This is a genomic window from Niastella vici (genome assembly GCF_002077945.1).
Taxonomy (GTDB): Bacteria; Bacteroidota; Bacteroidia; order Chitinophagales; family Chitinophagaceae; genus Niastella; species Niastella vici.
Genome location: NZ_LVYD01000041.1, coordinates 281,983 through 295,366 on the forward strand (window position 1 = coordinate 281,983; position 13,384 = coordinate 295,366).

At 44.2% G+C, this 13,384-nt stretch carries 11 protein-coding genes; 2 read left to right on the forward strand and 9 right to left on the reverse strand.

Annotated elements, in window-relative coordinates; all coding sequences use genetic code 11:
- Positions 1-122: 122 nt before the first annotated feature.
- On the reverse strand, positions 123-797 hold the full coding sequence (locus A3860_RS10865) for a hypothetical protein (protein WP_081146716.1): 675 nt from the start codon (positions 795-797) through the stop codon (positions 123-125).
- 509 nt (positions 798-1,306) lie between these two features.
- Between A3860_RS10865 and A3860_RS10870 the strand changes: the two genes are divergently transcribed.
- Positions 1,307-2,818: an oligosaccharide flippase family protein gene (locus A3860_RS10870; RefSeq protein WP_081146717.1), complete on the forward strand. Its 1,512-nt coding sequence runs from the start codon at positions 1,307-1,309 to the stop codon at positions 2,816-2,818.
- A gap of 14 nt (positions 2,819-2,832) precedes the next feature.
- On the opposite strand, the gene A3860_RS10875 is transcribed toward A3860_RS10870, so the two are convergent.
- A complete protein-coding gene (locus tag A3860_RS10875; RefSeq protein ID WP_081146718.1) occupies positions 2,833-3,477 on the reverse strand; it encodes an MBL fold metallo-hydrolase in 645 nt (214 codons plus the stop codon).
- 73 nt (positions 3,478-3,550) lie between these two features.
- Between A3860_RS10875 and A3860_RS10880 the strand changes: the two genes are divergently transcribed.
- A complete protein-coding gene (locus A3860_RS10880) occupies positions 3,551-7,060 on the forward strand; it encodes a hypothetical protein (protein ID WP_081146719.1) in 3,510 nt (1,169 codons plus the stop codon).
- Between the two features lie 236 nt (positions 7,061-7,296).
- Here A3860_RS10880 and A3860_RS10885 read toward each other — a convergent pair whose 3' ends face one another.
- The 7 genes from A3860_RS10885 to A3860_RS10915 form a co-directional block, all read right to left on the reverse strand.
- Positions 7,297-8,007: a DUF1361 domain-containing protein gene (locus A3860_RS10885; RefSeq protein ID WP_081146720.1), complete on the reverse strand. Its 711-nt coding sequence runs from the start codon at positions 8,005-8,007 to the stop codon at positions 7,297-7,299.
- Positions 8,008-8,009: 2 nt separating this feature from the next.
- Positions 8,010-8,378, reverse strand: coding sequence for a diacylglycerol kinase family protein (locus A3860_RS10890; RefSeq protein WP_081146721.1), 369 nt, complete (start codon positions 8,376-8,378; stop codon positions 8,010-8,012).
- Between the two features lie 152 nt (positions 8,379-8,530).
- Positions 8,531-8,908 carry a hypothetical protein gene (locus A3860_RS10895; RefSeq protein ID WP_143774050.1) on the reverse strand — a complete coding sequence of 126 codons (378 nt, stop codon included), beginning with the start codon at positions 8,906-8,908 and terminating at the stop codon, positions 8,531-8,533.
- Positions 8,909-8,953: 45 nt separating this feature from the next.
- On the reverse strand, positions 8,954-10,534 hold the full coding sequence (locus A3860_RS10900) for a DUF4153 domain-containing protein (RefSeq protein ID WP_081146723.1): 1,581 nt from the start codon (positions 10,532-10,534) through the stop codon (positions 8,954-8,956).
- A gap of 44 nt (positions 10,535-10,578) precedes the next feature.
- Positions 10,579-11,982, reverse strand: coding sequence for a B12-binding domain-containing radical SAM protein (locus tag A3860_RS10905; RefSeq protein WP_081146724.1), 1,404 nt, complete (start codon positions 11,980-11,982; stop codon positions 10,579-10,581).
- 83 nt (positions 11,983-12,065) lie between these two features.
- Positions 12,066-12,365, reverse strand: coding sequence for a winged helix-turn-helix domain-containing protein (locus tag A3860_RS10910; RefSeq protein ID WP_081146725.1), 300 nt, complete (start codon positions 12,363-12,365; stop codon positions 12,066-12,068).
- A gap of 8 nt (positions 12,366-12,373) precedes the next feature.
- Positions 12,374-13,039 carry a hypothetical protein gene (locus A3860_RS10915; protein ID WP_245843513.1) on the reverse strand — a complete coding sequence of 222 codons (666 nt, stop codon included), beginning with the start codon at positions 13,037-13,039 and terminating at the stop codon, positions 12,374-12,376.
- Positions 13,040-13,384: the final 345 nt, after the last annotated feature.

Sequence of the window (13,384 nt, forward strand, 5' to 3'; positions counted from 1 at the left end):
CGCGCGCCCGGCAGGCCTGCTCGGCGTAAGCCCGTTCCCGGCAAAAAAAACGCGGCACACTGCTGTGTACCGCGCTTCAACTATTTAAAAATTAACGCTCCAACTTATCTATAATAACCAACTTACTGACGGCTCAACTTGCCCTGGGTTACATCTTTTTTGTTATGAATGGCATTCAGGGTATCCTTCTGGCGGTTCAGGTCTTCAGTTTGCATTAACTGGTCATTCTTGTTCTGGGCAATTTTATCCTGCAGGGATTTTAATCTTTTTTCCAGGTCGTACTGGTCGTCTTTGAGGTTCAGCAATCTTTTTTCAGATTTCCTTACCACTTCTTCCTGCTTTTTAATTTGTACATCGAGGTTATAGGCATCAATGTAAGGCGCCATGGTGTTCAACAATTCCTTGGCCTCAGTTACCTTGAAGCGGTCATCGGGAGTACGGGCGCCAACGTTTTCACCGGGGCGGCCAATAAGCAGGTATACCACGCTCGTTTCACGGTCTTTTACCAGCTTACGTTCTACCTTGCAGTGTACATCTACAATTTCGGGATCAGTATCGGAAAGGCGGGCATTGCGGTACACATCAAAACTTTTGATATGATCACTTTTACCACCTTTTTTTCCCATATATTCTTTGATGGCGTCTTCCACTACTTCATCAGCGTAGGGCAATTCGATGATGGCTACAATTTTATCGCTTTTCTGGTATTCAACTTTTGTTTCGCCTGATTGCGAAAACACAGGAGTGCTTAAGGAAATAACGGTCACAAGGACCATTAAGGGTAAAGATACTTTCATCGGGATCGGATTTTGATGCTTAAATATACATTGAAGCGGTAAAGATAGCAAGAGCCACCTGATAAAAACATATTAACAGTTGCGGGGGCGGGAAACGGGAATTTCCGGCTTACCGGCAATCGTGAATGGGCAGTCGTCAATACGGAATGGAGAAACAGTTACCAGTTACAGGGTCCCGGCTACCGGGCAAAAAGTACGGAGAACCCGACCAAAGGTAGAGTGACCGGCATTCGAGGCCTGGCAACCGGAAACCGGAAACCGGAAACCGGTACCCGGGCCGGCGATTTTTGGCCCTGAAAATGGGAAACCTTAAACTTGTAACCTTTCTCAACAGCCTTACCTTTGGCGCCGGTTCATCCCCAGCCGCTGACCGCCTGATAATCAATGCCCCTATACATGACCAAATTGGCGCGGGTATTGATTGTGTTATTTAAATCCTATATCACGCGTTAACAGCGAATATTATGATTGAACCCTTAATTTTGATCATTAATCTTAAATAAATTTCATTGAGCGGTATTAAAAAATTAGCCGGGCAAACATTGTGGTATGGGGTCAGTAGTATTTTTGCCCGTTTCCTGAATTACCTGCTTACTCCGTACCTCACGTATAAACTTAGCGGGGCAGCTTACGGGGAAATGAGCCTGGTATATGCAGCCATTCCCTTTTTAAACACCCTCTTTCTTTTTGGGGTAGAAACGGCTTTTTTCCGGTATATTCAAAAAGACGAATACAAGAACGAGATCTACAATACGCTTTCCATTTCAATAATCACCAGCACCCTTAGCCTGTGCACCCTGTTGATCCTCTTCAACAGATCTTTTGCCCACCTGATCTCTATAAAGGATCATGCTGAATATGTTACCATAAGTGCGTTCATCATTGCATTTGATGCATTATCGGCCCTTCCCTTTGCCAAACTCAGGCACGAAAACCGGCCCATGAAATTTGCATTTGTGCGCATAAGTGGCATCCTGTTGTACATTGGCCTTACTTATTTCTTTTTATCGGTTTGTCCTACCCTGTTGCAAAAAAATCCCAACAGCCCGTTGTTATTGATCTACAACAAAGAATTTGGCGTAGGATATATTTTGCTGGCCAATCTGGTTCAATCGTTTTACCAGCTCGTTGTTTTAAGGAAAGAGTTTTTCGACTTTCACTGGAAATTCAATTTCCCTATGTGGAAGGAGGTAATGCTGTATGCCTGGCCGCTGGCCGTAGCGGGTTTTGCCGGAATGATCAACGAAACCTTCGACCGTATTATGCTGGGCTGGTGGGCGCCTGCTCAATCTGAAAAAGCGGCCCTTTTTGAAGTGGGCACTTACAGCGCCTGTTATAAATTATCTATTCTGATCACGTTGTTCATACAGGCTTTCCGCATGGGCGCCGAACCGTTCTTCTTTAAGCAATCACAGCAGGAAGATGCGCCCAGAACCTATGCCCGGGTAATGAAATTTTTTGTGATCACCATTACATTGATGTTCCTGGTGGTAGCGCTTTACCTGGATATCTGGAAACAATTTATCAAGAACGAGGCCATGTGGAAGGGACTTACGGTGGTGCCCATTTTGCTTTTTGCCAATATGTTCCTGGGTATTTATTACAATTTGTCGATCTGGTATAAATTATCGCAAAAAACCATGGCCGGGGCCTGGATCACCCTCATAGGTGCCGTCATTACCCTGGTTATAAATGCAGCTTTTATTCCCCGGTACAGTTATATAGCCTGTGCCTGGGCAACTTTCTTATGCTATGGCAGTATGATGGTTGTTTCCTATATATGGGGGCAAAAAAAATATCCTATTCCCTACGCCACCAAAAAACTGTGCGCTTACATGGTAATAGTGGCCATTTTATACTTTGTACATCATTATGTCACCAGCTGGTGGCCGAACACCTGGCTCAATTACTCACTGGCCACCGTATTAACCTTCGGTTACCTGGTATTTATTCTGCGGGTTGAACGTAAAGAATTCAGCAGACTGCCCTATGTTGGGAAAATGATCTATAAATTTATATAAGAGCTTATCAAGACCTATAAACCCTTCAGAAACGGATTGTGCATTTTTTCATACCCGACAGTAGTTTGAGGCCCATGACCGGGGAAAACCACGGTATCATCGGGCAACACAAATAGCTGGTTGCGGATACTGGCAATCAGGGTATCGAAATTTCCGCCCGGCAAATCAGTTCGGCCAATGCTTTCGTGGAACAATACATCGCCGCCAATTACGAACTGCTGCGCCTGACAATAAAAACAGATATGTCCCGGGGAATGGCCGGGTGTAAATATTACCTGTAGCGCATCATTACCCAACGGTATGGTGTCACCTTCGCGTAAAAAGATAAGGTCGCCTTTGTAATTATCAAAAGGCAGGCCCCATGATAAGCCAAACGTGGGTGCATATTCCAGAACCGGCTTTTCTTTTTCGTGCAGGTGAAGGGTTAGGCCCCAGGTATCATAAATGAATTTGTTTCCGAATACGTGGTCCAGATGGCAATGTGTATTTAACAAATATTTAGGCGTTAGCCCTGAAGTTTGTATAAATTCTTTCAGCTCATTGCGCTCATTCCCGAAATAGCAACCGGGATCAACAATGCAGCATTCGCCCGTCTCGTTATACACCACATACGTATTCTCCTGAACCGGACTAAAAGTAAATGACGTCACTGTAAGCATACTCGTACCTTAATATAATTGATTTTCGCGGTATTATGGATTGTTTTAACTTTAAAACATTTAAAGACAGGCTATGCAATTTCAACAGAATCAGCCAAAGACAAAATCGTTTTCCTCCGTTCCCTTTTTACTTGCCATCTTGCTGCCAACCGTACTATTCGCCCAGGTGAATACTGTAGAGTTTGGAAAGAACCGGGTACAGTACCGTAAATTCAAATGGCAATATTACCAAAGCACCAATTTCAATACTTATTTCTACGAAAATGGTAAAACCATTGCCAACTATGTAGCGCAGGTGGCTGAAAACGAATTGCCCGGTCTTGAACAATTTGTTGAATATGGCCTGCAACGCCGTGCGAATATCGTTATATATAATCATTTTGATGAATTACAGCAATCGAATATCGGGCTGAACCTCGACTGGCAAACATCCGGTGGTATTACCAAGCTGGTGAATAACAAAATGGTGATCTATTTCGACGGCGATCATGCCAATTTACGCAAGCAAATACGCCAGGGTATTGCCCGTATTCTTACCGATAATATCCTTTTTGGCGATGACCTGGGGGAGTTCGCCACCAACCAGGCCCTGCTCGACCTGCCCAAATGGCTGGTTGACGGTTATGTTGATTACGTAGCGGAAGACTGGAGCCCTCAATACGACAACGATCTGAAGCTGGCCCTGCTGTCGGGCGATTACAGGAATTTTTACCAGCTTGCCTACGATAAGCCCCTGCTGGCCGGGCATGCCTTCTGGCAATACATAGCTGATAAATATAAAAAAGAGAACGTTACCTACTTTTTATACCTGTCGCGCGTATACCGCAATCTCAACAGCGCCTCTCAGCGCATTTGTAAAAAGAAGTTCAAGGAAGTGCTGAAAGATTTCATGTTGGAAAGAACTGAAATGTATGAAAAGGACCTCCGCGGCCGTCGCGATCTGCCAAAAGGAACGGTTTCGATCGTTGAAGAAGTGACCCATAATAAAAACTTCGTACACTTTACGCCCAACCCCGCACCCCGCAGTCAAACCTATGCCGTGGTTGAATTTATAAAAGGACAGTACCGGGTGGTGTTATGGGAAAATATGACCGACAGAAAGGTGCTTTTAAACACCGGAGTTCGCTCAAACGAGAATGAGATCAATCCTAATTACCCCTTACTGGCCTGGGATGGCAAAGGCACCCGCCTCGCCTGTATTTACTGGTCGGAAGGAAAGGTAAAGCTGTTCGTTTACGATATGATAGCCCATTTCAAACGAATAAAACAGGAGATCCCGCACTTTGAACAAGTACAGGACATGAAGTTCATGCTGAACTCCAATACCCTGTTATTAAGTGCCGTTCGCAACGGTCAATCTGACATTTATATTTACAATATTGAAAAAGATACCTACGAGCAGGTTACCAATGATGCCTATGCCGACCTGGATGCCAGCTTTGTAGCTTTCCCTAACAAGACCGGTATCCTGTTCTCCTCAAACCGCCCCGATGCTACCACCATAGGCGGTGATACGGCTGTTGCTTCAAGACGCTATAATATTTTCCTGGCCGATAATTACAACAAAAGCGAGTTCAGGCAAATTACGCAGTTAACGAAAATGAAGTATGGCAACGCCCGTTATCCCATGCAGTATAACACCTATCACTTCACCTTTGTTAGTGATGAAACAGGTATAGCCAACCGTTTTGCCGGTTTCTTCAGCACCAAACGGGCCGGGCTCGATACAGTTGTACTGGTAGGCGATCAGGTTTTGCGTAACCCCGATGCCATGGAAATTGATTCTACGCTGAAAGCCTGGGGTAAAACTGCACCAGACTCTGTATTTACTTTTTCAGTGACCCAGGATTCGGCCTATTCATTCCCGATCACCAACTACCAAAGCGCCTTGCTTGAAACGAAGATCGCCGGCTACCAGGGCATGGTAAGTGAAGTAAGACAGGAAGGAAATCTGAAATTATTATATCGCTTAAAAGTTGACGAATCGGCCCTGAAAAAACGCAATCTCAATCCCCGGCCTACTGAATACCGGCGCAAGACTATTATCGCCGAAGAACAAGCCAGCGGAGCGGCCATTCAGTTCAATAAACCCGGCGCACAGGCCGACAGCAGTAAAAGGATCAGTGATATTTTTGAAACCGGGTTCGATAAAGAGAAAAAAGACAGCGTACAACCACAACAACAGCCCACTGAAAATAATAATAACAATGTGACCGTACCGGTGGTGCCCTCACAAAAAGAACAAGAAACGGTTTTAAAGAAGGCCAAGCTTTTTGATTATAAATTGAAGTTTTCAATAGATAATTTCTCAGGCGGCTTTAATAATGACATCCTCGTAAGCCGCTATCAGCCATATACAGGGTCATTGCCGGTAGTATTACAAAGCGGTGGCGCCTTTAACGGCATGCTGAAAGCCTCTGTATTTGATCTGTTCGAAGACATCCGTTTTACCGGCGCCATGCGTTTGCCGTTGATAGGCGGTATAGGAACCGGTATTGGCGTAGGCAGTTCGGGATCTTCTGTTTTTGTACCGGTGAACCAATCTTTATTCGATGGCGGTGGCGAATGGTATGGCAGGGTCGACTACCTCAAACATAGGATAGATTACTCGCTGATCTATTATCGCCGTACCGACCTCGGTAATGTGCAGGGCATTAACGGCACTTCAGACCTTTATGAAGCAAAATCATACACCAACCTGTATCAGGCTGTATTTAAATATCCGTTCGATAAAGTACGCAGTTTAAGATTATCAACCGGTATACGTACAGATAAGGTTGTAGTACGTGGTGAAATAAATACGCCCGCTACATTAGAAATAGGCGACATCAATAAACAAACCTTCTCGGTTAACCGTATTGAATATGTACATGACGATGCTATCATGAAAGCTACGAACATCTGGAACGGTTTGCGCTACAAGATATATACTGACCTGGATTTCCAGACCAGTAAACCTTCAGATGGTAATTTGAAACCAGGCCGCATTACGTGGAACGCTGGTTTCGATGGCCGCTACTACTATCCTATTTACCGCAACTTCATTTGGGCCGGTCGCGCAGCAGGTGATTTTTCATGGGGTAATCAGAAAATCGTTTATTACCTGGGTGGTGTAGATGGCTGGATGTTCCCGAAATACAGCGAAAATCCCAAACCCCAGGATGCTGATTATGCCTTCCAGTCACTGGCGGTTAATATGCGCGGCTTCCCGCAAAACGTTGCCAATGGGAATAATGCAGTGATCATTAACAGCGAATTCAGGTTGCCGGTATTCGCTACGCTCTTTAATAAACCCATCAATAACGCATTCCTGCGCAACTTCCAGGTTATACAGTTTATAGACCTCGGCAGCGCCTGGAACGGAAAAATAAAAAATATCTCACGGCCATCGGTTTCATATGGCGGTACGCCGGTAGAGGTCTTGATAAAAGCAGGCGGTATTGGGCCTTTTGTAGGCGGTTATGGATTTGGCGCCCGCAGTACCCTGCTGGGTTACTTCCTGCGTTTGGATGCCGGCTGGGAAATGAATGTATTCTTCCGGGGCAAACCTTATTTACATTTTGCTATGGGTGTGGATTTCTAGCCCCCCATCCCCCTAAAGGGGGAGCAAAAACATAATACTTAAAAGCCTCGCGACTAAAATCGCGAGGCTTTTTTATGCGTTTCAGAGGAACCTTGGCCATACGGGAAGGCTGGTAATTTGCAAGTTTCTTACTTCATACTTCTTACCTCTTACTTCTAAAAAAGAAGGCGCTATGAGAACAAAGCGCCTGTATGTGGATAAACCAACCGCTATATTGGAAGGGTATAGCGCCTGGATCAATGAATAGCTTTACTTAATCTTTTTATTGCGAGGTATGCCAGCGTCATAAATATCGAGAAACAGGCCACCATGCCCCAGGCATATTTCCATTGTATGGGATGGTATAACAACCTGAACATATAAGCTACAAGCCCGAACGGATTGGTAAGAATATCCCAGCTGTTGAACCGCGGATACCGGCCCATGTAAACGCCCAATGCATTCAGCCACATGATGGGATAAACGAAAAGCAATTCATGCCTGCCGCGCAGGTATGGCTGCATTATTTTTTCCATTTGCCGCACCGATAAAATACCCAGCAATAAACCATTCCAGGCAAAGGAAATGATCAGCGTTAAATCGAACCAGTTAGGCACATTGGTAAACTTGCCGAGATGAAAAAGATCGGTAAGTATGTAAAACGCATTGGGTATAAACAACAGCCATACCAACGATATGGCCGTAAATTTCCATTTATTGGTTTGAACCGTTGGATGCTGGTGCAACCAGGAAGAGATCCTGTATGGCAGCCAGGCGAGGAAAAGGTTCCATGTCATCCAGATAAAAGTGTATTTGCCGGTGTAAGCAATTCGCGCCAATACCAGGGCTACGCTAAAAGCCATTGATAAGGTAAGTATGCGATCAATTTCACTGCCGGTTGTTTTGAACAATGCCCAACCTTTCCAAATATTTGTGTGGCCCGGGGCTTTCGTTTGTGCTACTTTCATCGTTAAAATAATTTAGGAATGAATATTATAGCGCCTACGGCCACTGCTGTTAATGCAGCTACCAATACAGCCCCTGAAGCCAGGTCTTTTATAAATTTTATATCGGGATGGCGTTGCTCCGAAACAAAATCCATCACCCGCTCAATACAGGTATTGAACATTTCCGACACCCATACAAAACCAATGGCAAATACCAATGCCAGCAGTTCATTTTTTGTAACACCTGCCAGCGCACTGAGCGTAAAAACCGCCACCGTTGCCATAAAATGCAACCAGGCATTGTGTTCGGTCAAAAAAAATGAGGCAATCCCTTCCCATGCAAACCTGAAGCTTCTGATTCTACCCCGTATAGAGAACTCCTGTGACTTCATATACTTATTTTTAAAAAAGTGATCATTTTATTGTTATACTAAAGTTACTACAACAAAGACTGTAATTTGTTATGATGAAAAATGCCTTCGCTCTCTTTACTAACTGTTGTTTATTTCACGTTGTCACATTGATGACTGAATAGGGCCTGTACTTATTTATTAGCTTCATATAATTCATAAAGGGACCTACGGTTAGTGAATACAGCCACCGGCAACACACCTGCCATGAAAAAAATGAGATGATTAAAAAAGGTTTCAAACTCTTTAATGCTGGTAATTTTTAAAACCATCAGATAGTATAAATAAAATAATACTATAAGGTAAAAAGTGAGCCATACCAACCGGGCCTGAATACTATATTGTGATAACCGCTTCGTAATATTTATCAGCACTAAAATCAACGGCAGTAAGGGTACCGTTATAGTAAATCCGAAAAAGAAAGCCAGTGCTGCTAATAACATACCAAAAAAATCCAGCGCTATTACAGCAGTCAATCCAACGCTAATACCCAACAAAAGCACTGCTTTCATCCAGATCTTTGCTGCTACTCTTATAGGTGTCATACTTACTGGCTTTTAGTGAACTACGGTTATCAATCCCCTTTTCCGGAAATACTTTTCCGTATACGCATCGGCATAATTCCACGACAACCAGGATAACTGTTGCTGCTCTTGCTTAAACTGCTTTTCCCGTTGTTTCAATTGCTCAATAAAACAGGAGTCACAGGCTGAGGTCCTGTTGTTATGTAAAGCCTGCAGCTCATTCTCGCGTTTCTGTAAGGCAACTATATTGGTATCAAGCAGGGGCAATGCTTTATCTGACAGGGAAAGCAGAAAGGCAACATCCAGATCGACCGTATTCTTTCGTTTCAGATTATAACCGGCAATAAATTCATCCCAGTGAATAGTGGAAGCCAATACCAGTACTGCTATACCAGCCCATGCATTTACCCTGAACAGGAAGTAATTGGTTCTTTTACTCCATATTTTTATAAACACTGTGATCAACCCCACCAATACCATTAGCAAAAAGAACAACACGCCAATACGCTTATAAGCCAGGCCATGTTTCAGGATATAATAATAGTCGCGCAGGAAAACTGAGCTCACCAGCATGGCGTTCTGAATGATCCAGGCATAGGCGCCATATTTCAACCATTTGTTCCGTTTGTAAAAATTGAGGTTGCCTTTAAAGAAGAATAACAAAATAGCCATGGCCAGCACAATGGAAACGATCAGCAACTCAGTGCCTTCGTGCACCATTTTAAAAACCGGTTTTCCTTCTTCATATTGAAAATGCAACCACAGAAAGTTCACATCAATGATATTCACTACCAGCAGCAGCACGTTCAATAATACCAGACTGGTAATACCGGTGGTGTTCTCATTCTTTAAAGCCATCATACCACTGGCCATTTTGCCCATTATTAATTCAACGAACTGGAAAAAAGGTTTTTCTCTTTTCTTATTTAATGTTCTTTTGAACCGTTGCAAACCATCATTTAGCCGGGCTTCTTTCACACTGAAATAATCCAGTTTGCTCTTCAGCAGTATTGAACCGGTGATCAGCAGTCCCAACAACAGGAACAGAATGCGCTGCCAGGAGAAGAAGTCGAAAAAGTGACTGAAGAATATTTCGAGTTGCACGCCTATTTTACCGGCTATTTCAGAAAATACATTATTCGCTCCCCTATAAATACAAAAGAATATGATCAGCAGGATGATGGGGAATATAGCAAAGCGAATGAACCGGCTGAGTCCTTTACCTTTAACGGCCTTACCCCTGTTCAACCTGATGGGTTCTACAAACGAAGCGGCCACCATCACAACATTCATCAGCATGGAACCACCTGCAAACCAGGCCGACCGGTGGGTATACTCTGCAAAACCAGCCACCAGTAACAGGGTAACAACAAAAGCAATTTTACTGAGGTCGGTATTGTGTATAACTACCATGGTCAAACTGATGAGGTGCCCCAGCAACAACCAGTTCACAGTAGCATGCAGGCGGGCTTTTGGGTACAGAAAGAACAGGGCCGATAATAAAAAGGCATCGAATAATACAGTATTCACAGCGAGTTTTTCGTTCCAGAAAACCAGGTTGAACAGCAAAGCGCCGGCTGTTACCAAAATGATTTTTACAAGGTCTTTATTCATAGTACAGTTTATTAGTTGTTTATCCACAAGGGTTAAATATTTGTTTAAGCAATAGCCGGAAATGGGCTAACAGATCTATTGTTGCTCCTGTTATTTACTTTCGATAAAATGGCTTCCAATATGAGCAGCATGTTATTAAGTCCTTTTGTTTTTATAATGAAGTTCCATAACGGTTCAAACTTTTTCCAGCCACCGGCATAGGTAAAATGTTTGAGGGGGTACTTCAGGCTATCGTGCTGCATGCTGGCCCGGTAAATATTTTTCCAGGAATAGAAGGACTTATATGCACGATCGTAACCTTCTTTAAGCTCTTCTGCATGTAAGCCCACTGTTTTGTATACAACCTGGCGGGTATCGTACTGGTCCCAGTTGTGATGCAATATTCTGTTCTGCTGCTCCATGGTCTTATACAAACGGGTTCCGGGGTAAGGAGTTAAAATATGGAACGTGCAGGTAGTAAGGGCATTTTCCACGGCCCATTCAACTGTTCTTTCAAAAACATATTTATCATCATCATCGAGCCCAAACACAAAACTGCCATTGATCATTATACCCAGCGAATGCAGGCGGTTAATGGCTTCGCGGTAATCTTTGCCCAGGTTTTGCTTTTTATTGGTTTGCGAAAGATTAACAGTACTGAGTGTTTCAAAACCGATAAACACACTTCGCAACCCGGCTTCCGCTGCTTTTTCGATCAGATTGCCACGTAAGATGGCATCAAGGGTAGAAGCGCCCTGGAAAACCCGGTTCATGCCTTTCATACCTTCAAATAAACCGGTCGCAAATTTCTGGTTGCCTAACAGGTGATCGTCGAGAAAATAAAGATGCCTGCCCGGTAAGCGGTCGATCTCGGCTAAAGCGGCATCAACCTGTTGCGTGTAAAAAGACTTGCCGCCTTCGAAAAAAGCATCCTTATAACAAAAGTCGCAATGGTGCGGACAACCTCTTGAAACAACGATGGAATTGGGCACCAGGTACAGTTGGCGTTTGATGAGATCACGGCGAATAGGTGGTATATCTGCAATAGTGCGCTTTGCATTTACATATACCTTTTTCGGGGTCCTGTTTTTAAAATCTTTCAGGAATTCAGGAAAAGTATCTTCACCGGGGCCAATAAAAATACTGTCGGCATGCGGCAGCGCTTCGTCGGGCAGAGAGCTTACATGCAGTCCCCCCAGGCATACATATACGCCTTTGCTGCGGTAATGATCGGCCAGCCTGTACGAGCGGAATGCATTGGTGATGTAGACCTGAATTATTACCAGGTCGGGCGAATCATGGATCTGCAATTCTTCTACATGTTCATCCTGCAGCTCAATATCATCATCTGGTGAGCAATACGCCGCGAGTGTGGCGAGCCCCAACGGCGGGAATAATGAATATTTAACCGGGCGCCAGTATGGACTTTTGGCTTCGGTAAGCGCAGGCAGTATCATTTTAATTTTCATGGTTATACTTTTATGGCCATGCGAAATAAGTGTTACACATATCTAAAAGTACTTTGCGTTTCAAAGTGTAAAGGCAAAAAAAATTACTTCATTCCTTTGATCATATTTTCCAGGGCTTCAATATGATCTTTAAATGCTTTTTCACCAGCCCGGGTAATGGAATAGGTTGTGTTGGTCTTACGGCCAATAAACCCTTTGTGTACTTTAATGTATCCATTTTCTTCCAGGTTCACCATGTGCGATGCCAGATTACCATCGGTTACATCGAGCATTTGCTTAAGGTCATTAAAGCTCACCTCCTCATTCACCACGAGAATACTCATTACCCCCATGCGAATGCGGCTATCAAAAATTTTATTAAGATTTTCAATCGGGTTCTTCATGCTGTAAATTATTGACTACTACTCTTCCGTTCATACCGCCACCACATAATAGCACCGTACAGGATGTGCAATACACCAAAACCGGCGGCCCAAAAATACAATCCACCCCGAACAGCCCACAAATTAATAATACCCAGGATCAATTGGCCATAACCCAGATAGCGGATCTCGCCCAAAGTATATTTCGATGCGTTCACGAGTGCCAGGCCGTAAAAGATCAAACAACCGGGTGCTACCAGTTCAAAATATTCCATCTCCATGGCTTTTAAAATAACCAGTCCACCCACAACCATGGGCAACATGGTATTCCAGGCCAGGCGCTGAACGGTACGGTCCCACAAGCGGGTACCATTGCGGCGGCTTCTTATCCAGGTAAAAATAAAAGCCGAAATAAAAGCTGTCGTAAAAGTAATGGCTGCGATCAAAAAAAGGTCGTTGTACAAAGCGGCTGGTGTATCGAGGCCATAGTGCCTTGGTCTTCCGCTGTCGAAACTGCCACCATACACGGTTTGTACGTAGCTGTTAATGCGGTGTTGTGCTGCCCAGGCACCCACCAGGGCGCATATGCCGGCACTGATCCCGCTCCACCCACTCAGGGAAATGAAGCGCGACGACCGTTCCATAATACGTTTAATGTCCTGCAGGGTTTCCAGCGGGGGATGTTGGCTATCCATAAAAAGCACTTTGTAAAACAAAGTAAGCCCGAGTTTTTGAGAATTCCAAACTTTTTCGAAATAAACTTATTCGGGATGGGGGAAGGCCACAGGTGAATTGTCAATAATAAATGGGGGAAACCGTTATATGTTCAGGCTGTAAGGGGCAGGCAGCCGGTGCTGGCCTGGCCGGGGCAGCAGTAAATGAGGAATCTGTTTGCTGTGTATTGTGCCAGGGTGAAGGGTAATGGTGTAAATTGGCGGAAATGTCGCCGAATGAAACCATGACACGCGGTGCGCAAGACGCAGTAAACAGGCTTACTGGCCCTGGTATGGAATCGGGCTTTGTTTCCATCTCATGATTTG